At 69.1% G+C, this 20,760-nt stretch carries 24 protein-coding genes and 2 tRNA genes; 15 read left to right on the top strand and 11 right to left on the bottom strand.

Annotation, left to right across the window (positions count from 1 at the left end; translation table 11 throughout):
• Positions 1–236 precede the first annotated feature (236 nt).
• Positions 237–311, bottom strand: a tRNA-Thr gene (locus Q1A87_RS20680).
• A gap of 120 nt (positions 312–431) precedes the next feature.
• On the opposite strand from Q1A87_RS20680, the gene Q1A87_RS20675 reads away from it, so the two are divergent.
• The 10 genes from Q1A87_RS20675 (at position 432) to Q1A87_RS20630 (ending at position 8,337) form a co-directional block, all read left to right on the top strand.
• A complete protein-coding gene (locus Q1A87_RS20675; RefSeq protein ID WP_299655949.1) occupies positions 432–596 on the top strand; it encodes a hypothetical protein in 165 nt (54 codons plus the stop codon).
• Positions 589–1,863, top strand: a complete 1,275-nt coding sequence (murA, locus tag Q1A87_RS20670) for a UDP-N-acetylglucosamine 1-carboxyvinyltransferase (RefSeq protein WP_299655943.1) — start codon at positions 589–591, stop codon at positions 1,861–1,863. Before Q1A87_RS20675 ends, murA begins: the two co-directional genes overlap by 8 nt.
• On the top strand, positions 1,856–2,317 hold the full coding sequence (locus Q1A87_RS20665; RefSeq protein WP_299655940.1) for a DUF2948 family protein: 462 nt from the start codon (positions 1,856–1,858) through the stop codon (positions 2,315–2,317). Before murA ends, Q1A87_RS20665 begins: the two co-directional genes overlap by 8 nt.
• Positions 2,318–2,400: 83 nt before the next feature.
• The gene (gene hisD / locus Q1A87_RS20660) at positions 2,401–3,702 is read left to right on the top strand and encodes a histidinol dehydrogenase (RefSeq protein WP_299655937.1); all 1,302 of its coding nucleotides are present in this window, start codon (positions 2,401–2,403) and stop codon (positions 3,700–3,702) included.
• A 67-nt stretch (positions 3,703–3,769) separates the two neighbouring features.
• Positions 3,770–4,246, top strand: a complete 477-nt coding sequence (locus Q1A87_RS20655) for a UPF0262 family protein (protein ID WP_299655934.1) — start codon at positions 3,770–3,772, stop codon at positions 4,244–4,246.
• Between the two features lie 4 nt (positions 4,247–4,250).
• Positions 4,251–4,688: a low molecular weight phosphatase family protein gene (locus Q1A87_RS20650; RefSeq protein WP_299655930.1), complete on the top strand. Its 438-nt coding sequence runs from the start codon at positions 4,251–4,253 to the stop codon at positions 4,686–4,688.
• Between the two features lie 177 nt (positions 4,689–4,865).
• The gene (locus Q1A87_RS20645; RefSeq protein ID WP_299655927.1) at positions 4,866–6,389 is read left to right on the top strand and encodes a hypothetical protein; all 1,524 of its coding nucleotides are present in this window, start codon (positions 4,866–4,868) and stop codon (positions 6,387–6,389) included.
• Between the two features lie 102 nt (positions 6,390–6,491).
• A complete protein-coding gene (locus tag Q1A87_RS20640) occupies positions 6,492–6,884 on the top strand; it encodes a ketosteroid isomerase-related protein (protein WP_299655924.1) in 393 nt (130 codons plus the stop codon).
• Positions 6,885–6,889: 5 nt separating this feature from the next.
• On the top strand, positions 6,890–7,468 hold the full coding sequence (locus Q1A87_RS20635) for a GNAT family N-acetyltransferase (RefSeq protein WP_299655946.1): 579 nt from the start codon (positions 6,890–6,892) through the stop codon (positions 7,466–7,468).
• Entirely contained in the window at positions 7,465–8,337 is an 873-nt protein-coding gene (locus tag Q1A87_RS20630) for a carbon-nitrogen hydrolase family protein (protein WP_299655921.1), read from the top strand. The genes Q1A87_RS20635 and Q1A87_RS20630 overlap by 4 nt, the downstream gene beginning before the upstream one ends.
• Before the next feature lie 48 nt (positions 8,338–8,385).
• On the opposite strand, the gene Q1A87_RS20625 is transcribed toward Q1A87_RS20630, so the two are convergent.
• Positions 8,386–9,948 carry a PRC-barrel domain-containing protein gene (locus Q1A87_RS20625; RefSeq protein ID WP_299655918.1) on the bottom strand — a complete coding sequence of 521 codons (1,563 nt, stop codon included), beginning with the start codon at positions 9,946–9,948 and terminating at the stop codon, positions 8,386–8,388.
• A 367-nt stretch (positions 9,949–10,315) separates the two neighbouring features.
• On the opposite strand from Q1A87_RS20625, the gene infA reads away from it, so the two are divergent.
• From infA to Q1A87_RS20600, 5 genes are all read left to right on the top strand, one after another.
• A complete protein-coding gene (gene infA / locus Q1A87_RS20620) occupies positions 10,316–10,534 on the top strand; it encodes a translation initiation factor IF-1 (RefSeq protein WP_011455993.1) in 219 nt (72 codons plus the stop codon).
• Complete coding sequence (locus Q1A87_RS20615; RefSeq protein ID WP_299655890.1) at positions 10,535–11,113, top strand: Maf family protein; 579 nt, start codon at positions 10,535–10,537, stop codon at positions 11,111–11,113. It abuts the gene before it with no gap.
• Complete coding sequence (locus tag Q1A87_RS20610) at positions 11,110–12,111, top strand: ribonuclease E/G (RefSeq protein WP_299655886.1); 1,002 nt, start codon at positions 11,110–11,112, stop codon at positions 12,109–12,111. The genes Q1A87_RS20615 and Q1A87_RS20610 overlap by 4 nt, the downstream gene beginning before the upstream one ends.
• On the top strand, positions 12,108–12,299 hold the full coding sequence (gene yacG / locus Q1A87_RS20605; protein WP_299655883.1) for a DNA gyrase inhibitor YacG: 192 nt from the start codon (positions 12,108–12,110) through the stop codon (positions 12,297–12,299). The genes Q1A87_RS20610 and yacG overlap by 4 nt, the downstream gene beginning before the upstream one ends.
• Before the next feature lie 86 nt (positions 12,300–12,385).
• Positions 12,386–12,460 (top strand) — tRNA-Phe (locus Q1A87_RS20600).
• Positions 12,461–12,765: 305 nt separating this feature from the next.
• On the opposite strand, the gene Q1A87_RS20595 is transcribed toward Q1A87_RS20600, so the two are convergent.
• The 9 genes from Q1A87_RS20595 to Q1A87_RS20555 form a co-directional block, all read right to left on the bottom strand.
• The gene (locus tag Q1A87_RS20595) at positions 12,766–13,620 is read right to left on the bottom strand and encodes a gamma-glutamyl-gamma-aminobutyrate hydrolase family protein (RefSeq protein ID WP_299655880.1); all 855 of its coding nucleotides are present in this window, start codon (positions 13,618–13,620) and stop codon (positions 12,766–12,768) included.
• A gap of 104 nt (positions 13,621–13,724) precedes the next feature.
• A complete protein-coding gene (locus Q1A87_RS20590; RefSeq protein WP_299655877.1) occupies positions 13,725–15,182 on the bottom strand; it encodes an exopolysaccharide biosynthesis polyprenyl glycosylphosphotransferase in 1,458 nt (485 codons plus the stop codon).
• A 51-nt stretch (positions 15,183–15,233) separates the two neighbouring features.
• Positions 15,234–15,872, bottom strand: coding sequence for an urease accessory protein UreG (gene ureG / locus Q1A87_RS20585; protein ID WP_299655874.1), 639 nt, complete (start codon positions 15,870–15,872; stop codon positions 15,234–15,236).
• Positions 15,869–16,540 (bottom strand): urease accessory UreF family protein, encoded by a 672-nt coding sequence (locus Q1A87_RS20580; protein WP_299655871.1) that lies wholly within the window; start codon positions 16,538–16,540, stop codon positions 15,869–15,871. The genes ureG and Q1A87_RS20580 overlap by 4 nt, the downstream gene beginning before the upstream one ends.
• Positions 16,506–16,994, bottom strand: a complete 489-nt coding sequence (locus tag Q1A87_RS20575; RefSeq protein WP_299655868.1) for an urease accessory protein UreE — start codon at positions 16,992–16,994, stop codon at positions 16,506–16,508. The genes Q1A87_RS20580 and Q1A87_RS20575 overlap by 35 nt, the downstream gene beginning before the upstream one ends.
• A 2-nt stretch (positions 16,995–16,996) precedes the next feature.
• Positions 16,997–18,757, bottom strand: coding sequence for an urease subunit alpha (gene ureC, locus Q1A87_RS20570; protein WP_299655865.1), 1,761 nt, complete (start codon positions 18,755–18,757; stop codon positions 16,997–16,999).
• Positions 18,758–18,881: 124 nt separating this feature from the next.
• Complete coding sequence (locus tag Q1A87_RS20565; protein ID WP_299655862.1) at positions 18,882–19,187, bottom strand: urease subunit beta; 306 nt, start codon at positions 19,185–19,187, stop codon at positions 18,882–18,884.
• A gap of 9 nt (positions 19,188–19,196) precedes the next feature.
• Positions 19,197–19,499 (bottom strand): urease subunit gamma, encoded by a 303-nt coding sequence (locus Q1A87_RS20560; protein ID WP_299655859.1) that lies wholly within the window; start codon positions 19,497–19,499, stop codon positions 19,197–19,199.
• 1 nt (position 19,500) lies between these two features.
• Positions 19,501–20,334: an urease accessory protein UreD gene (locus tag Q1A87_RS20555; RefSeq protein ID WP_299655856.1), complete on the bottom strand. Its 834-nt coding sequence runs from the start codon at positions 20,332–20,334 to the stop codon at positions 19,501–19,503.
• Between the last annotated feature and the right edge of the window lie 426 nt (positions 20,335–20,760).

Below are 20,760 nucleotides of genomic sequence, written 5' to 3'. Positions count from 1 at the left end.
CCGCCGTGGCAACCTGATCAGGCTCGGACCTCTCCGAAGGTCGGCGCTCCTACACCACACGTTGGGGCACTACCAAAGCGCTCGTTCGCGAAGTCCCGGCGAGGGATCGATTTGCCCCGTGCCTCGGACGCTCGGGCGGACCGCGGCAAACGGACGCTTTCGATGCTGGCCTTTCGGTCGGGTCGAACGTCCCTGACGAAACGGTCGGACGGGTCCGCGGCTTTCCGGTCGGGAAATGGTGCTGCTGGAGAGAATTGAACTCTCGACCTCTCCCTTACCAAGGGAGTGCTCTACCTCTGAGCTACAGCAGCGTCCGGAGCGCGGGTTAGACCGAACCTCCGCGTCTCGCAACCCCTTTCGCGAGCGGCCGGCCCGCTCGCTGGACCCCCGGCGGGGCATTGGCTATGGGGGCCGGGACGATGGGGGCGCGGATGGCGAAGGATGCGGGACCGACGCGGGACGACCGGCTGAAGGCGGCCCTCAAGGCCAACATGGCGCGGCGCAAGGCGCAGAAGCGCGGCCGCACGGCGGCGGCCGCCGACGAGGACCGGGCGCCGGTCGAGGATGACGGGCAGGAGACGGACGCGAATGGATAGCATCAACGTCACCGGTGGGCAGGCGCTCGAGGGCACCATCCCGATCGCGGGGGCGAAGAACGCCTGCCTCACGCTGATGCCGGCGACGCTTCTGTCGGAGGAGCCGCTGACGCTGACCAACGCGCCGCGGCTCTCGGACATCCGGACCATGGCGCAGCTCCTGGCCTCGCTCGGCGCGGAGGTGAGCCCGCTCTCGGACGGGCTTGTCCTCGCCATGTCGAGCCATGCGCTGAACGGCGATCGGGCGGATTACGACATCGTGCGCAAGATGCGCGCCTCGATCCTCGTGCTGGGTCCGCTGCTCGCGCGGCTCGGGCACGCGGTCGTTTCGTTGCCCGGCGGTTGCGCCATCGGCGCGCGGCCGGTCGACCTGCACCTGCGGGCGCTGGAGGCGATGGGCGCGGAGCTCGACCTGCGCGATGGCTACGTCCATGCGAAGGCGCCGTCCGGCGGGCTGCGCGGGGGCGAGGTGGAGTTTCCGCTGGTGTCGGTCGGCGCGACCGAGAACGCGCTGATGGCGGCGACGCTGGCGCGCGGGACGACGCGGCTCCACAACGCCGCGCAGGAGCCGGAGATCGTCGACCTTGCCCGCTGCCTGCGCGCGATGGGGGCGCAGATTTCGGGGGAGGGGACGCCGGTGATCGAGGTGCAGGGCGTCGACCGCCTGCACGGCGCCACGCACCGGGTCGTGACCGACCGGATCGAGCTCGGCACCTACATGCTCGCCCCCCTGATCGCGGGCGGGGAGGTGACGCTGGCCGGCGGGCGGCGCGACCTTCTGGCGGCGTTCTGCGAGCGGATCGAGGCGGCCGGGGCGGAGGTGCGTGAGGACGCGGCGGGCCTGACCGTGCGGCGCGCGAACGGGGCGATGCACGCCGTCGACGTCACGACCGAGCCGTTTCCGGGCTTCCCGACGGACCTGCAGGCGCAGATGATGGCGCTGCTCTGCACGGCGGAGGGGACCAGCGTTCTCGAGGAGCGGATCTTCGAGAATCGCTTCATGCACGCGCCCGAGCTCGTGCGGATGGGCGCGCGCATCGACGTTCAGGGCGGGCAGGCGACGGTCACGGGGGTGGAGCGGCTGCGCGGCGCGCCGGTCATGGCGACCGACCTGCGCGCGAGCGTGAGCCTGATCCTCGCCGGGCTCGCCGCCGAGGGCGACACGATTGTCAGCCGCGTCTACCATCTGGACCGGGGCTACGAGCACGTCGTCGCGAAGTTGCGCGGCGTGGGAGCGAGGATCGAACGGGTGAGGGCGAATGACTGAGGACGCACGGTTCCACGACGCGGGCGGCGGGCCGCTCCGCCTCTGGGCGACGGACGCGGAGGACCTGCAGGTGATCTCGGCGCTGCTGCAGGATTCGGTCCTGCCGGCGACGGAGATGACCTGGGCGAAGAGGTCGCGGCGCTTCGCGATGCTCCTGAACCGGTTCCGCTGGGAGCACGGCGTGCGCCGGGCGGAACGGGTGCAGACGCTGCTCACCGCCGGCGACGTGCGGGGTGTGCGCGGGCAGGGGATCGTCCCGGACGACCCCGACACCGTATTGTCGCTGCTTGCGGCGGAATGGGAGCCGGGAGCGGATGCCGACGGGACGCTGCGCCTCACCTTCGCGGGCGACGGGGTGGTCGAGGTGGCCTGCGACTGTCTCGATGTGACGCTGCGCGACGTGACCCGGCCCTATGCCGCGCCGTCGGGCCGGGCGCCGGGGCATCCGGACTGAGCCCGACCGACGTCCGGCCTCGGAGCCGACGTCGGATTCGAGTATTTGAGCCAAGAAGAAGGGGCGGATGCCCCGGAGAGCCGATGCCAGTCTTTCTCGATACGAACGATGCCGATTTCGAGGCGCGGTTCGGCGCCCTGCTCGCCGCCAAGCGCGAGGATGCGCCGGAGGTGGATGATGCGGTCGCCGCGATCATCGCGGACGTGCGGGCACGGGGCGACGCGGCGGTCTGCGAACTGACGGAGCGGTTCGACCGGCTGCCGATGTCGCCCGAGCGGATGGCGATCCCGGCCGCGGAGATCGACGCGGCCGTGGCGCACGTGCCCGAGGCGGAGCGCGCCGCGCTCGAACTCGCGGCCGGGCGCATCCGCGCCTATCACGCCCGGCAGATGCCCGAGGACGCGCGCTGGACCGATGAAGCCGGGGCGGAGCTCGGCTGGCGCTGGGGGCCGGTCGACGCGGCGGGGCTCTACGTGCCGGGCGGGCTCGCCTCCTATCCGTCCTCGGTCCTGATGAACGCGATCCCGGCGCGGGTCGCGGGGGTCCGCCGACTCGTCATGTGCGTGCCGACGCCGGACGGGGTGACGAACCCGCTGGTCCTGCTTGCCGCGCGGCTGGCGGAAATCGACGAGATCTACCGGATCGGCGGGGCGCAGGCGGTGGCGGCGATGGCCTACGGGACCGCGACGATCGCGCCCGTCGACAAGATCACCGGGCCGGGCAACGCCTATGTCGCGGCGGCCAAGCGGCGGGTGTTCGGGCGCGTCGGCATCGACATGATCGCCGGGCCGTCCGAGATCCTTGTGATCGCGGATCGCGACAACGACCCGGACTGGATCGCGCTCGATCTGCTGAGCCAGGCCGAGCACGACGAAAGCGCGCAGTCGATCCTGATCACCGACGATGCCGGGTTCGGACGTGCGGTGGCCGATGCCGTCACGGCACGGCTCGGGACGCTGGAGCGGCGCGACATCGCCGGGGCGAGCTGGCGCGACTTCGGCGCCGTCGTCACCGTGGCCGATCTCGCGCAGGCTGCCGACCTGTCGAACCGGATCGCCCCCGAACATCTGGAACTGGCCGTCGCGGACCCGGACGCGCTGGCCGAACGGATCACCCATGCCGGGGCGATCTTCCTCGGCGCGTGGACGCCCGAGGCGATCGGCGACTACGTGGGCGGGCCGAACCACGTCCTGCCGACGGCGCGCTCGGCCCGGTTCTCCTCCGGCCTGTCGGTTCTCGATTTTCTCAAGCGGACGACGCTGGCGCGGATGACGCCGGACAGCCTCGCCGCGATCGGTCCCGCAGCCGCCACGCTCGCCACCTCCGAGAGCCTGGAGGCGCACGGCCTGTCGGTTCGGGCGCGTCTCGAGCGGGCGAACCGCTGAGCGCGTCGATGGACGCCGCGCCGCGCGCCGGCTATCCGGTTCCGGACAGGCAGCCGGGATGCGACCGATGACCAATGCCCGCATCGCGCGGATCGAGATCGACGACGCCAACCTGCCGGTGCCGACGCCGGAGATCGCGCAGGAGCGGGCCGTGGCGATCTTCGACCTTCTCGAGGACAACAGCTTCGCGTTGGCCCGAGCGGATGCGCCGGAGGGGCCTTACGACCTGTCGCTGTCGATCCGCGAGCGTCGGCTGGTCTTCGACGTCGCGACGGAAGCCGCGCAGCAGGCCGGGTCGTTCCATCTCTCGCTCGGGCCGTTCAAGCAGGTGGTCAAGGATTACTGGCAGATCTGCGAGGCCTATTTCGACGCCGTGAAGAACCTGCCGCCCGGTCAGATCGAGGCGATCGACATGGCGCGGCGCGGCATCCACAACGAGGGCGCGCGCATCCTGCAGGAACGGCTCGACGGCAAGGCGCGGATCGACACCGACACGTCGCGGCGCCTCTTCACGCTGATCTGCGTGCTGCATTTCGGGGGCTGAACCCGTGACGCGCCCGCAATCGGTGCTGTTCTGCTGCGATCACAACGCGGTGCGCTCGCCCATGGCCGAGGGGCTGATGAAGAAGCGGCACGGCCATGCGATCTACGTGCAATCGGCGGGCGTGAAGAACGACCTCGAGATCGACGGCTTCGCCATCGCCGTCTGCGCCGAGCTCGGGGTCGAGCTGTCGCGGCATCGCACGCGCAGCTTCGACGAGATGCGCGAATGGGGCGACGACCTCGAGGGATTCGACCTGATCGTCGCGCTCTCGCCCGCCTCGCAGCGCATGGCGCATGAGCTCGGCCGGCACGCGCATATCGAGGTGGAGTACTGGCCGATCATGGACCCGACCGGACTGGGCCAGCATCGCGACGATAAGCTCGCGAGCTACCGGCAGACCCGCGACCAGATCCAGGCCCGGCTGGAGGCCCGCTTCGGCTGACGCAAGGTCCGGAATAGACGTCCACGGCTCCGTGGTTCGGTCGCGTTTTCGGGGAATTTCCCTCGATATGTCGGCGAGAGGCGCGATCTCGCCACCATCTTTTCACCGCCCGCCACAAACCCTCCCTCGGATTGCGCGACCTGTCCGGCAGACCTCCGCCAACTTCGGAGGGCCGTCATGCCGACGATCAGGATCGCCAATTACGAGAAGACCACGCTGCGCGTGTCGGACGCGCATTTCGGCGGGAACGTCCTCTACCATCCCAACACGGATTTCGGGACCGGCCGCCCGCTCGAGAACTTCGAGGCCGCCATCTCTGAACTCGGTCAGACAATCCTGCGCTATCCCGCGGGGCAGACCGAGGTCCTGTTCGCGGACGGAATGATGATCCACGGCGACATGATCCCCGAGGTGCGCGGCTTTCTGGAATGGGCCCGGTCGAGCCGGGTCGAGGGGATCGTGCTCGTGCTGCCCACGGAAGAGGGCTTTCACGGACGCGCCGAGCTGCGGGCCTTCGTCGAGGCGGTGATGGAGGAGTTCGGCGATCTGGTCGCCGCCTTCGAGATCGGCAACGAATACTGGCGCCACGATCCGAATCCGGGCGGCGAGAGCCGCGAGACGGAATACGCCCAGGTTGCCAACAAGATCGCGACCGTGGTCGGCTCCGTCCTCGAGACGATGGATCACGACCCGGACATCCTCGTGCAGACGGCCAATCCGGCAGGCCAGGGATCGAGCTACAACTGGCGCCACGAAGACGGGCGCGGCGCGAACATGACCGAGGCGATGCGCTGGGAACTCGCCAACGCGGATCTGCAGGACGCGCTGAGCGACGCCGCGCTCGCGCATATCGACGGTATCGTGCATCACTTCTACTGGCAGGACGGGCACGATCCCGAGAACGCGCGCGACTACCGCATGGAATGGCACGAGGAGTCCTGGTCCGCCGTGCTCGGCCGCGACATGGTGTTCTACGTCACCGAATGGAACATCCAGAAGGACCATGTCGAGCTGTTGGGCCTGCGATCGGCCGGAGCGATCCTCGAGATGGTCGAGGGGATGGTGCGCGCCGGCGTCGATACTGCGCTGGTCTGGCCCCCGCAGCACAACACGCGCAACGACCTCGCGGGCGGCGCCGTGGCCGACCCGATCATCGATCCGGTCAGCGGCTACGTCGTCAACTCCGTGGGCGGCGCGCTCTACGACGTGATGTCTGATGCGTTGTCGGGCGGGGCGTCGCTCCTCGACCTGGAGATGGTCGGCGCGTCCGACACGCGGATGAACGGCACCGATTTCCTGACCTACGGCTATTCCGACGACGACAGCTTCATCTTCTACGTCGCCTCCCTCAGCCGGGAGACGAAGATGGCCCGGCTCGACATCTCGGACGTCATCTCCGGCGGCTACGAGGCCTCCGCCATCCGCATCGGCATGAACCGGGACACGTCGGACGGGCAGCGTTCGACGGGTGCGGGCGAGGCGAATTTCGTGATGATCGACGGTTCGCGGTACTATTACGACGAGGACGACGTGCAGGCGGAGATCGACCTGTTGACGCAAGACGACATCGCCCGCGACTACGGGGAGTTCGCCGTCAGGCTCGATCCCTACGAGGCGGTGCAGATCACCATCGAACTCGACGGCGTCACGCCCTACGGGCCCGGCCTCGTCTGCGCCGGTCCGCCGCCTCTCGACTTCTGATGCCGCCGCCTCGCTCGGTGGTGTGCTCGGGGACCCGTACCCCGGTGGCGCACAGAGATTTATCCGCTATTCTCCCTCGGCACGACGACCCGGGGAGCCTCCATGTCCACCGAACTCATTGCCCGCTACTATGCGGCATTCAACGATGGCGACACCGACGCCATGCTGGCCTGCGTCGCGCCCGATGTGGCGCATCACGTCAATGAAGGGCAGGTCCGTCGCGGTCGCGACGCGTTCCGCGATTTCTGCGATCACATGGCCCGAAGCTACCGCGAGACGCTGACGGACGTCGTGATCCTCGCCGGTCCCGAGGGGCGCTACGCCGCCGAATTCACCGTGAACGGCACCTATCTCGAGACCGATCCCGGCCTGCCCGATGCGCGGGGACAGAGCTATACCCTGCCCGCGGGGGCGTTCTTCACTGTGGCGGACGGGGCGATCGCGCGGGTCGTGACGTATTACAACCTCGCCGACTGGATCCGGCAGGTCTCGTGACCGAGATCCGGGTCGAGACGCTGCGCGGCGATGCCATCGACGCGCATCTGGACGCGCTGGCGGGTCTCAGGATCGCGGTGTTCCGCGACTGGCCGTATCTCTATGACGGCGACGAAGCCTACGAGCGCGACTACATGCGCGCCTACGCCGCGCCGGGCGCCGTAATCGTCGGGGCCTTCGACGGCGACCGGATGGTCGGCGCCGCAACTGCGGCGCGAATGGAGGACCACGCGGAGGACTTCGCCGCCGCTTTCGCCGGGCACGACTGGCCGCTGTCGAAGATCTACTATCTCGCCGAATCCGTGCTGCTGCCGGAGTATCGCGGGCACGGTCTGGGTCACGCCTTCTTCGACGCGCGCGAGGCCGCGGGACGCGCGGGGAATTGTCGCCACGCCGCCTTCTGCTCCGTGATCCGGCCCGACGATCACCCGATGAAGCCCGAAGGGGCCCGCACGCACGACGCCTTCTGGCGCGGCCGCGGCTACCGGCCGCTCGACGGCGTGGTCGCCCACTTCGCCTGGACGGATCTTGGCGATGGGGAAAAGACGCGCAAACCGCTGCAATTCTGGGGGAAGACGTTATGAGGATCGCCACGGCCGCGTACCCGATGGATCCTGTGGAAAGCTGGGACGCGTGGACGCGAAAGGTCGAGGGCTGGGTCGCCGAGGCCTGCGACGGGCCGGGCGCGGATCTTCTCGTCTTCCCCGAATACGGGGCGATGGAGCTCGCGCATCTCGACGGCGCGGCGGCGGCCGGCGATCTCGAGACGTCGCTTCATGCGGCAGCCCGTCACGGGCCTCGCGCGCAGGAAGTCTGGGCCGAACTCGCAGGGGCGCATCGCTGTCATATCCTCGCGCCCTCCGGACCCTGGGACGCCAGGCGCGACCGGCCGGTGAACCGTGCCTGGCTGCACGGTCCGGACGGGACCCTGGGCTATCAGGACAAGCAGGTGATGACCCGGTTCGAGCGGGACCCCTGGGATGTGATTCCCGGCGATCCGCTGCGGATGTTCGAGGTCGGCGGCCTGAAGGTCGGCGTGCTGATCTGCTACGACGTCGAGTTTCCCGCGCTCGGCCAGGCGCTGATCACGGGGGGCGCGGATCTGATCCTCGCGCCGTCCTGCACCGACACGGTCGCGGGCTTCCATCGGGTCCGGATCGGCGCGATGGCCCGGGCGCTGGAAGGTCAGTGCGTCGCGGTGCATGCGCCGACGGTCGGAGCCTGTGACTGGTCGCCGGCCGTGGACGAGAACCGGGGACGGGCCGGGGTCTATGCGCCGCCCGATCTGGGCTTTCCCGAGACCGGGATCGTGGCCGAGGGCATGCCCGACATCCCCGGTTGGGTGCGGGCGGAGATCGACCCGGCGGCCATCGCGCGGGTGCGCCGGGAGGGCAGCGTCCTCAATCGGGCGCATGTCGCCGAATCCGTCGCGGCGGCGGCCCGAATGGAATGACGAAGGGCCACCCCTGACGGGGCGGCCCTTGTCGCGATCAGTCGAAGATCACTGGTTTTCGGGCATCGACTCGAGCTCTTCCTGCGTCGCGTCGATATAAGCGCGGATGTCGCCGGTCTCGGAGGTCATGATCGACAGGCGATCGTAGGGGATCTGCACTTCCCGCTCACCCAGACCGAGGAAGCCGCCGATCTCGACGAGGACGCCGTCGATCTGACCGTCGGTGCTCAGGATCAGATCGCCGATCTCGCCGATGTTCTCGTCGTTGACGCCGTAGAGGTTGGACCCCGTCAGGGACTCGACCTCGAACTCGCCGGCCTGTGCAAGATTGTAGCCTTCGCGCTCGATCATCGGGCCGGTCGTCATCGTCTCGGCCACGTCGCCATCGACCATCTCACCGTCGGACATGCCCGTGGCGGTGTCGGTCATCGCCGTCGTCGCGGCCGGATCGGTGCCTTCCAGCGCCGGGTCCGTCGTCGTCAGGCCGGTCTCGGCCGTCTCGGCGTCGGATTCCATCATCGCCGTCTCATCGGTCGCCGGCTCCATCTCGGCGTCGCCCTCGGCCATCAACGGCTGTGCCGTATCGCCTTCGGGCTGCTCGGCGCTTGCTTCATCGGTCGCGGTCGCATCGGACTGACCGGAGGCTTCCTGGAAGGTCACCGTCGGCTCGCCGGACTGGACGAACTCGACCTGCGGCTCACCCGACGTTTCGAAGTTCACCTGCGGATCGGCCTGCTCGAACCGGATCGTCGGCTCGGACCGTTCGATGGTGACGTCCGCTTCCTCGGTCGCCTCGGCCATCGTCACCACGGGCTCGCCGCGCGTCACAGTTACCTCGGCATCTTCCGTGGTCACGGCTTCGGGTGCGGTGCCGGGTTGGTAGGCCTGACCCGAGCGGTTGTCGGTCACCTCGAAGCCGCTGCTCTCGGCACCGTCCTCGACACGCTCCAACTCCAGATCGACCTGCGGCGGCGCCTGCGAGATGGAAATGCGCGGCTCGGCCTGCTCGACACGGACCGTCGGTTGCGCCGCACCGACCGAGACGTCGGGGTCTGGCATGGTGATGATGATCTCGGGGGCCGCCTGCTCGATCCGGATGGTCGGCGTCGGCATGTCGATCGTCACGTTTGCCGGAGCCTGACGGACGACGATCTCGCCCTGGCCTTCGGAGACGGTGACGGACGGCGCGCCGGGCTCGATCTCCACGTCGGCCGGGCTTTCCTCGACCTCGACGCGCGGCGGCGACTGGTCGAGCAGAACGCGGCCCTGAATGGTGACCTCGTCCTCGAGCCGGAGCGTCGTCTCTTCCGTATCGGCGACGGTCGCCTCGGTCTCGCTCGACTCGGACTGCGCCTGATCGGTCTCGGTCTGCTGCTCGTCGGTCTGGCCCTGCGCCACGAACAGCCGTTCGAATTCGACGCGGCAGGCTTCGACGTCGCCGGTCTCGACCGTCTGCGTGATCTGCGCCGCGTCGGCGCCTTCCGGCAACTCGTTCGCGATCGCGCTCTCGAGTTCGGCGCAGGCCTCCTCGAGCGAAGCTTCCTGCGCGTGGGTGGCGAACGGCACGGTCAAAGCCGTCGTCAGAAGCAACGTGGATATGGTGTGTTTCATGAAATATCTCCCTGACATTTGCTGGGTTGCCAACCGATCATCCGACGTGAAGTTCCAAAAAGTTGCATTTGTTAAGTATCTTGGCGGGCTCGGTGAAACGGTTCCGCCAGCTAGGCCCCTCACGGATTTGTGTTTTTCGCATGCGTACCGAGTTCCGAAAAATTACGGCGTCTTGCCCCGAAGCGCCCGGTGCAGCCGGTAAGGCCGTGACGACCGTGGGCGCGTTCCGGCGCTGCTCCCGCGGACACCGCTTCCATGAACCGACCCATCGGCAAGGCCGCATTCACCCTTGAAGTCCTGTCCCGATGCGACCATCTAGGCGCATCCCGCCGCCCATCTATCGGGCGGCTGTTCATCTGGAGAGACCATGGCCAAGGAAGAAATGCTCGAATTCCCCGGCGTCGTGAAGGAACTCCTGCCGAACGCGACATTCCGGGTCGAACTCGAGAACGGCCATGAGATCATCGCGCACACGGCAGGAAAGATGCGCAAGAACCGCATCCGCGTCCTCGCCGGCGACAAGGTTCAGGTAGAGATGACGCCCTACGACCTGACCAAGGGCCGCATCAACTACCGCTTCAAGTAAGTGACGCGACCCCGCCTGATCCTCGGGTCGGGCTCTCCCCGGCGACTCGAGTTGCTGGCGCAACTCGGCCTCGCGCCGGACGCCGTACGACCTCCCGATGTGGACGAGACGCCGGCGCGGGGTGAGTTGCCGCGCGTCTATTGCGAGCGTGTCACGGCCGCAAAGCTCGCGGCGGTCGAGGCCCTGGACGACGACGTCGTGCTCTGCGCCGATACCACGGTCGCGGTCGGACGGCGTATTCTCGGCAAACCGGCCGATGCCAACGAGGCCGCCGCGTTCCTGCGCCTCATCTCCGGTCGCCGGCACAAGGTCGTCACCGCGCTCGGGGTGCGCCGCGGCACCCGAAGCTGGCGGCAGACCTCGGTGACCAGCGTCAAGGTCAAGCGGCTGTCGGATGCCGAGATCGCGGGCTACCTCTCGACCGGCGACTGGCAAGGCAAGGCCGGCGCCTACGCGATCCAGGGACCGGCCGGCGCTTTCGTCAGCTGGATCGAGGGGAGCTACACGGGCGTGATGGGTTTGCCCGTCCACGAGACGTCGTGCCTGTTGCAGGCGGCGGGACTGGAGGTCTGGCGATGAAGGGGACGCAGATCGTGCTAGGGCAGCACGACGGCCGACCGGCAGCCGCGCGTGTCGTGGACGGACGGCTCGACGACCTGCTGATCGACGGGGCCGACGACACGCCCGTGCCGGGAACCGTGTTCCGTGCGATCTGCGACCGCCCGGTGAAGGGACAGGGCGGCATGTTCGTCCGGCTGGGCGACGGGCTGACCGGGTGGCACCGCAACGCGAAGGGGCTCGCGCCCGGCCAGGTGCTGCTCGTGCAGGTGACGGGGCATGCGGAACCGGGCAAGGCCGTCCCGGTCACCGATCGCATCCTCTTCAAGTCCCGCTATTGCATCGTCACGCCCGAAGCCCCGGGCCTCAACGTCGCGCGCTCGATCGAAGAGGACACGGAGCGCGACCGCCTGCTGGAGATCGCCGATGGCATCGTTCCCGACCGGGGCCGCTCCGGGATCATCCTGCGATCGGCCTGTGCGGATGTCTCAGAGGCGGACCTCGCCGACGACCTCTCCGCGACCTGGGGCTTGGCGATGCGGGTCCTGGCCGATACGGGGCAGGACGCGGAACGGCTGTTCGACGGGCCCGACGCGCAGGAGCTCGCCTGGCGGGACTGGGAGGGGGCGCCTTCGGACGATTGGGACAATGTCGCCGACCAGATCGATGCGCTGCGTTCGAATGCCGTGACGCTTGGCACTACGACGATACACGTCGAGCCGACACGCGCCCTCGTCGCCGTGGACGTGAATACGCCCGAGGGTGGGGCCGGGGGGCTGAGGGCGAACCTCGCGATGGCGAAGGAGCTGCCGCGTCAATTGCGGCTGCGCGGTCTCGGCGGACAGTTCGTGCTCGATCTGGCGCCGATGCCGAAGAAGGACCGCAAGGGCTTCGAGAGCGCGTTGCGAACGGCGTTCCGGTCCGATCCGGTCGAGACGTCGCTCATCGGATGGACCCCGCTCGGGCATTTCGAGTTGACCCGCCGCCGCGAACGCCGCCCGCTTACGGAGGTGCTGTGACCTGTCCGATCTGTTCCAAGCCGGCCGACCCGGCCTACCGTCCCTTCTGCTCGCGCCGCTGCGCCGACGTCGATCTGGGGCGCTGGCTGAACGGCTCCTACCCGGTGCCCTCCACCGATCCCGACGACGTGGAGGAGGCGCTCGACGAGGCGATCCGCGAGGCCGAGCGGCGCGACCGCCCGCATTGACGATACCCGGCGATTTTCGTCTGGACACCCTTACGACCCTGTCCTAGACGAGCCACACCCCGCGACGGCCCGCCCGCCGCACCCGTGCCTGGGTAGCTCAGGGGTAGAGCAGTGGATTGAAAATCCTCGTGTCGGTGGTTCGATTCCGCCCCCGGGCACCACTTTTACGTCTAAGTCATCGGTTTGCATCGGTATTGTCAGGATGACCGTGCAGGCGTAGCCCATGTCGCAGACTCTTTCGGAGCCCTCGAGACGGAGCGCGCCTTCTTCATCTCGCGAATGGTCCCTCGGTCATTAGCCCGTCATTGTCCGACAGGCCTTGCACGGTATTTCCTACACATCCGCAGCGCTTCTGTAATTCGCTCGAGAGCGTCTCGAACTGACTAGGCGCACGAGGAATGTTGGCATCGCCATTGCACTCCCGCAACGGAGAACCCGCGCCGCCCAGAGGACCGGCCGCCTGGAGTCAGGCTGCGCCGGAGCGCGTGACGGCTTGGACGCGAAGGTGGTCCAGAAAGTTTTGCAACTCCGTCGTTCGCCGCGTCGGATCGATCACGTCGAGACCAATTCCCATCCGGCGAGCCAGGTCGTCGCGGTCCGGATGGGTGTCGAGGCGCTGCAGGATCGCGGCCTGCGCCTCCACCTCGCCTTCGTTCCGGGCAAGCTCGTCCGCGACGAGGCTCGGCGCTTCGCGTCGCAACGCGTCGGCAATCTCCCCGATCGAGATTTCCGGGTGGTACTGGACGCCCCAGAATACGCCCTGACGGTGCCGTATCTCGGCGACCTGGACGGACGTGTTCGGCGTCGCCGCAAGGGTCGTGCCACCGGGTGGCAGGCGGTCCACGACGTCGGAATGCATGGCCGGCGCGTCCCAGACCGAAGGCCGGCCGCGAAGGAGCGGATGGCCGTGGCCCGCCGGCGTCCGGGTGATGCCGCGGGCGAAGCCCGCCTCCATATGCGCGTCGCGCGGCTTCGTCGTGCCGCCGGCGGCCGTGGCCGCGATCTGCAATCCGGCACAGGAGCCGAAGGACGGCGTGCCGGCTTCGAACACCGCCTCGGCGAAGGCGGCTGCCGCCCGCTGCTCTGGCCCGCCGCCGTGCATCTGGATGGGTGAGCCGGCGAACAGGACGCCGTCATATGCCGCGAACCCCTCTGCCGGGCGGGTTCCGTCGATGCAGTTAGCCTGCGCGACGATGCAGGTGCCGTCGAGCTTCCGCAGGGTTTCCGCGAAGGTTTCGTGGGACGCGGTGCCCGACAGCGCACGCCGACGGGCCTGCTGGTCTGGCGTTTCGCTGGAGACGACGAGGAGATGCAGGGGCACGGGAATCCGATCGGCGAAGGGTTCGGGCACTTATGGTCACGTCGTCCCCGGTCTGCACCCCGCCCGCCTGTCCCGATCGCGTGAGCGCGACCACGCGCCGCGCCTCAATAGGCCGAGCGCGTGTCCAGAAGGCTGAGCGGCGTTCGCAGGAGGATCCTGATGTCGAGCCAGAGCGACCAGTTCTCGATGTAGTAGAGATCGTGCTCGAAGCGGGCGGCAAGCTTGGCGGGATCGTCGATCTCGCCCCGCCAGCCGTGGATCTGCGCCCAGCCGGTGATGCCCGGAGGCAGGCGGTGGCGCGCGGAATAGCCCTCGACCATGCGGCTGAACCGGCGCTGATCGCTGCCCATCGCGTCGATCGCGTGCGGCCGCGGTCCGACGAGCGACAGGTCGCCCTTCAGGACGTTGAAGAGCTGCGGCAACTCGTCGATGGAACTGCGCCGAAGGAGCCGGCCGATACGTGTGACGCGCGGGTCGTTGCGCCGAACGATGTTCTTCGCCTCCGGGTCCGCCATCTCATGGTACATCGAGCGGAACTTCAGCACGTCGATGATCCGGTCGTTGTAGCCGTGCCGGCGCTGCCGGAACAGGACCGGCCCGCGGCTCTCCAGCCGGATCGCGAGGGCGGCGGCGAGCATGACCGGGGACAGCAGGAGAAGCGCGATCGAGGCCACGACGACGTCGAAGGCGCGCTTCGTCAGGCGGCGCTCGGGGGCGAAGCTGCGGCGCATGGCGGAGATCAACGGGTCGCGATCCGGTTGCGCGAAGGCATAGTCGCGGCTGAAGGCAGACAGGCGCACCTCGACGGGCAGGACGCGGAACGCCTCGAGCAGCCACTCGATCCGCGCCTCGGCCTCGAGCGGCAGGGCGATGATGACCATGTCGATCTCGGACATGCGGGCGAAGGCGATGAGGTCGTCGTAGCCGCCGATCTTCGGGACGCCGAGGATCTGCAGCGGCGAGCGGATGTCATCGCGGTCGTCGAAGATGCCGTGGAGGCGGATGTCGCTGTCGGTGCGCGCGGCGAGCCCGCGGATGAGGCGCACGGCGTGCTCGCCCCCGCCGGCGATCACCGCGCGACGGTCGAGCAGGTGGTGGTCGAGCAGCCAACGGCAGCCGATGGCGGCGCCGACCCGCGTCGGCACGATCACCGCGAGCAGGGCGAGGATGGCCGCCGCGAAGACAGGCGGCGACGCATCGGGTGCCGCGACGAGCGACAGGATCGCCGCCGGCAGCGTCAACGTGACCAGCGTCCGGGCGATGGCGGGCAAGGGTTGTCGCAGCGCGCGCGGGTCGTAGCCGCTCGTGATGGCGAGGAAGACCGATCCGGCGAGCCCGATCGCGGTGGCCAGGAGCGCGGCGTGGATCGCCCCGAAACTCTCGGCCGGCGTGACGGCGTATTGCGCGAACCAGAGCGCGACGGACAGGATCGGCATGTCGAGGCAGATCGCGATGCAGGCGATCCAGACCGGCGCCAGGGCGGAGCGGCGCAGGCCCTGCGCCACCAGCGCGGCAGCCTCGCTCGGCTCACCGCTTGGGCGGATGTTGGACAGCTGGTTCACCGGGCCGCAACTCCTGCTCGCGCATTCGGCGGCAGATGTCGCAGCCGGGCCTTAAGATCGCGCTAATGTCTTTACGGGTTGCAAGCCGGCATCGCGGGCGATCGCGTCGACGATCGCGTCGACGCCCTGGCCGTGGCGCAGGCTCGCGAAGACGAAAGGCCGCGCCCCCCGCATCCGCGCTGCGTCCCGGTCCATCACGTCGAGCGAGGCGCCGACATGCGGGGCGAGGTCGGTCTTGTTGATCACGAGAAGGTCCGAGCGCGTGATGGCCGGCCCGCCCTTGCGCGGGATCTCCTCTCCCGCGGCGACGTCGATGACGTAGATCGTATAATCGGCGAGTTCCGGGCTGAAGGTCGCGCTGAGATTGTCGCCGCCGCTCTCGATCAGGACGATGTCGAGATCCGGGTGCCGCGCGTTCATCTCGGCCAGGGCGGCGAGGTTGATCGAAGCATCCTCCCGGATCGCGGTATGCGGGCAGCCCCCGGTCTCGACCCCCATCACCCGATCGGCGGGCAGGACCTGCATCCGCATCAGCGCCTCGGCGTCCTCCTGCGTATAGATGTCGTTGGTGATGACCGCGACGGAGAAGCGCGCCTTCAGCGTCTCGGCCAGCCGCGCCGTGAGGGTGGTCTTGCCGGCGCCGACGGGGCCGCCGATGCCGATGCGAAGGGGGCCGTTCATGCGGGTCATGACTGGAAGAGCCTCGGTTCGAGCTTTTCGTGCCGCATCGACGCGATGTCGGCGAGGAACGTGTTGGCATGGATATCCTCCGGCCCGGCATCGCGCGTCGTGCGGGCGATGTTGAGGCACAGGGGCGTCAGGTCGGCCACGATACGTTGCGCTGCGACCTGCCCGACAGGCAGGAGGCGCATCGAGGCGGTCGCGAGGTTGGAGGCGATCCCATGCAGGTAGAGCGCCACCACCGCTTCGATGTCGAGCCCGCCGAGGCGGGCGGCACGTCCGACCGCGAGCGGCAGGAGCAGGTCGTGCAGGTCGATCCCCCAGACCGCGCGCGTCGTCGCCGCGAAGGCCGTACCCTGCCGCTCCGCCTCGCGCAGGCGTTCCCGCGTGGCGGCGAAGGCGCGGGCCTCCGCGTCGAGACGCGCGAGCGCGGCCGCGTCCGGTGCCGCGTGGGCGAGCCGGAGCCAGATCGCGTCGGTCCGGCCGGTGCCGTCGGTGAGCGTGTCGCGGAGCCATGCGACGAGGCTTTCGGCATCGGTGACCCAACCGGACGCGACCGCCGATTCCACCCCCTGCGAATAGGCGAAGGCGCCGAGCGGGTAGGCCGGCGACAGCCATTGCGTCAGGGTCAGGAGCCGCGCGTCAATGTCCATGTGCATCGGCGGGATGATGAACATGGCCATGCTCGTGGGCGTGCGTGCGGCCATGCCCGTAGGCGCCGCCTTCGGGTGTGAACGGCGCCGTTGCCTCGCGGATCTCCGCACCGAGACGGGTGAGCATGTCGCGGATCACCGGGTCTTGCCGGATGAGCAGGCGCTCTGTCTCGATCTGGCAGGGTGTGTGGCGGTTGCCGATGTGCCAGGCCAGTCGCGCCAGCGCCGACCCAGTTACGACGAGCACCGCCTCCTCGGCCGCGCGGATCTCGACCAGCCCACCCTTCGAAAGCTCCAGCGCGTCCCCGTCGTCGAGCGAGGTCGTCTGCGGCAGGTCCACGACGAAGTCGCGCCCCGTGGTCGTGGTCAGCCGCTTGCGCCGCAGGAACCGGCCCTCGTAGTCGAGTTCGCAGGTCTCGGCCGCGCCGGACCACGCGCCCCGGCGGTGGAGGATCTGCGCGAGCGGGAGGGACTCCATCGTCAGAACAGGAAGTAGCGCTGCGCCATCGGCAGCACCTCGGCCGGCGCGCAGGTCAGAAGTTCTCCGTCGGCGCGCACTTCGTAGGTCTCCGGATTCACCTCGATACGGGGTGTCGCGTCGTTGAGCTTCAGGTCGGCCTTGCCGATGGTCCGGGTGTTCCGCACCGCGACCGTCTTTTTGGCGAGGCCCAGCGACACGCCGATCCCGTCCGCCTGCGCGGCCTCGGAGACGAAGGTGACGGCGCTGTGCTCGACGCTGCGGCCGTAGGCGCCGAACATCGGGCGGGAATGAACCGGCTGCGGCGTCGGGATGGAGGCGTTCGGGTCGCCCATCTGCGCCATGACGATGGAGCCGCCGAGCAGCACCATCTCCGGCTTCACGCCGAAGAAGGCCGGGTTCCAGAGCACGAGGTCGGCACGCTTGCCTTCCTCGACGCTGCCGATCTCGTGGGCGATGCCATGTGCGATGGCGGGGTTGATCGTGTATTTCGCGATGTAGCGGCGCACGCGCAGGTTGTCGTTGTCGCCCGTTTCCTCGGCCAGCCGCCCGCGCTGCTTCTTCATCTTGTCGGCCGTCTGCCACGTGCGGATCAGCACCTCGCCCACCCGGCCCATCGCCTGGCTGTCGGATGCGATGATCGAGAAGGCGCCCATGTCGTGCAGGATGTCCTCCGCCGCGATCGTCTCGCGACGGATGCGGCTCTCGGCGAAGGCGATGTCCTCGGGGATCGACTTGTCGAGGTGATGGCAGACCATGAGCATGTCGAGATGCTCCTCCACCGTGTTCACGGTGAAGGGCCGCGTCGGGTTGGTGGACGAGGGCAGCACGTGCGCCTCGCCGCATATCTTGATTATATCGGGGGCATGTCCGCCGCCCGCCCCCTCGGTGTGGAAGGCGTGTATCGTGCGGCCCTTCATGGCGGCGACGGTATGCTCGACGAAGCCGGACTCGTTCAGCGTGTCGGTGTGAATCATCACCTGCACGTCCATCGCGTCGGCGACCGAGAGGCAGCAATCGATGGCGGCGGGGGTGGTGCCCCAATCCTCGTGCAGCTTGAGCGCGCAGGCCCCGGCGCGGACCTGCTCCTCCAGCGCGGCAGGCAGGGACGCGTTGCCCTTGCCCGCGAAGGCGAGGTTCATCGGGAAGGCGTCGGCGGCCTGCAGCATCCGGCCGAGATGCCAGGGGCCCGGCGTGCAGGTCGTGGCCAGCGTGCCGTGCGCTGGGCCGGTGCCGCCGCCGAGCATGGTGGTCAGGCCCGAATGCAGCGCGTCCTCGATCTGCTGCGGGCAGATGAAGTGGATGTGGCTGTCGAAGCCGCCGGCGGTCAGGATGCGCCCCTCGCCGGCGATGATCTCGGTGCCCGGCCCGATGACGATGTCGACGCCCGGCTGCGTGTCCGGGTTGCCGGCCTTGCCGATCCGGGCGATGCGCCCGTCGCGCAGGCCGACATCGGCCTTCACGATCCCGGTCCAGTCCACGATCAGCGCGTTGGTAATGACCGTGTCCACCGCGCCGTCGGCCCGCGTGAGCTGCGACTGGCCCATCCCGTCGCGGATCACCTTGCCGCCGCCGAACTTGACTTCCTCCCCGTAGGCGAGCGCGTTCGCCCCGGAACTGCCGGTCGCGGCGCCGCCCGCGCGTTCGGCGATCAGGTCGCGCTCCACCTCGACGATGAGGTCGGTATCCGCGAGCCGGACGCGGTCGCCGACGGTCGGGCCGAACATGGCGGCGTAGTCGGATCGCTTGATCGTGGCGGGCATGGGCGAGGTCCGGTCGTTGGTTTCGGGTACACTGTCGGGGCCGGGCGAAATGGGCAAGCGCGGGTCGCCCGGGCGCGGCGGGCTTTCGCGCGGCCTGCCGCATATTCGGGCAGGTCGGGCCGGATCAGAGCGGTCCCATCACCGCCTTGTTGAACCCGAAGACCTTGCGGTCGCCGGAATAGGGGATGAGTTGCACGTCGCGCGTCTGACCGGGTTCGAACCGGACGGCGGTGCCGGCGGCGATGTCGAGCCGGTGGCCCCGCGCGGCGTCGCGATCGAAGTCGAGGGCGGGGTTCGCCTCGGCGAAGTGGTAGTGCGAGCCGACCTGCACCGGCCGGTCGCCGGTATTCGCGACCTTCAGCGTGACGGCCTCGCGGTCGGCGTTGAGCGTCAGCGTGCCCTCGGCGGGCAGGATCTCTCCGGGGATCATGGGCGGCCTCTAGCGAATGGGGTTGTGGACGGTGACGAGCTTGGTGCCGTCGGGGAAAGTGGCCTCGACCTGCACCTCGTGGATCATCTCGGGCACGCCTTCCATGCACTGGTCGCGGCTGACGATCTCGGCCCCGGCCTGCATCATCTCGGAGACGGAGCGCCCGTCGCGCGCGCCTTCCACCACGGCATCGGTGATGAGCGCGATCGCCTCGGGGTGGTTGAGCTTGACGCCGCGGTCGAGCCGCCGCCGGGCGATCTCCGCGGCCATCGCGACGAGCAGCTTGTCCTTCTCTCGCGGGGTCAGGTTCATCTCAGAGTCTCCATGCGGCGGGCAACGTGTCCACCGTGAGCCGGTCGAGGACCGGGAGCAAGTCCCGCCGCAGAGTGTAGCCGTCCGCCGCGACGAGGCGGACCGCGAGCAGGTCCGGCGCAAGCAGCGTGGCGCCGCCCGTGGCCGGGAGAAGGGCGCGGATCGCGTCGAGATGCCCCTCCGCGCCCGGGTCCACGAGGACGACGCTCGCCATCGCGCCCGTGCCACTGCCGAGCGCGGGGCGGGCGAGGCGGCCCGCGATGTCGCCCTCGAGGCAGAGGCTGTCGAGATAGAGCGGCACCCCGTCCCGTGTGATTTCGATCCAGTCGTGGAAGGCGCCGTGGCGGACCGTCTCGCCCATTGCCGCGCGTCCGAAGATGACGGGCTCGACGAGGAGGAGGCCTGCGGAAGGGGCGAGGTCGACCCGCAGGCTCCGGTGCAGGGACGCGTGATCGTAGAGGATCAGCTCCTGCGGCAGCCACAGGAGCGACCCGCCCTCCGCGACGGTCACGCGGGACTCGACGCGGGCGATGCCACTCGCCGCGCGGTAGGCCCGTTCGGCCGCCTGCGTGGTCAGCGCGAGCGTCGCGCCGGCACCGATTCCGATGTCGAGCTCGATCCGGTCGCCGCCCGTCAGCCCGCCGGCCGTGTTGACGAGCAGCGCGTCGAGCCGCTCCGTCGCGCGGGGAAAGAGCAGCTTCGCCGCGCCCGAAGTGCGGACGGTGTCGATCACGCTCCGCATGTCCCTCCGCTTGACGGTCAGCCGCGCGCGTCCATCGACGCGTGGCAGGGCGGGGGGCGCGGGCGCGAGGCGGTTTCCGGCGTCGTCGTTCATCCGGTCGCCGTCTCCCATCGTCCGGGCGCTGTGCATCGCTGCTCTGATAGGGTCCTGATCGGCTACCGTCGAGGGTTCGGAGGCCCGGTCAGCGGAGAACCCGGCCGCGACCCCGACTGTTCGCGCGCGACGTCCAACCGGGTGCGGGAATGCCAGGGACCGCCGCGGGGTCTTGCCGTTTCCTCAGCCCCCCGCGCGGATCGCCGCATGCATGGCGCCGAGGGACCACCATACCCATATTCCTTTCGAGCCGCTGGCATGTCGTGCCCCGGTTCGGATACCCTGTCCCGGTCCGCCGCCGCGCGGACGTCTTCGAAGACCCGCCCACCGGCGGGAGCTGAGGAAAGACAATGCTCGGATCGTTCGACGCGGTGCTGCTGGCCCGCATCCAGTTCGCCTTCACCGTCTCCTTCCACTTCCTGTTCC

The organism is uncultured Jannaschia sp., from assembly GCF_947494055.1.
In the GTDB taxonomy this organism is placed as follows: Bacteria; Pseudomonadota; Alphaproteobacteria; order Rhodobacterales; family Rhodobacteraceae; genus Jannaschia.
The sequence above is the reverse complement of the archived record's forward strand: the minus strand, read 5'-3'. Positions and strand labels throughout refer to the sequence as shown.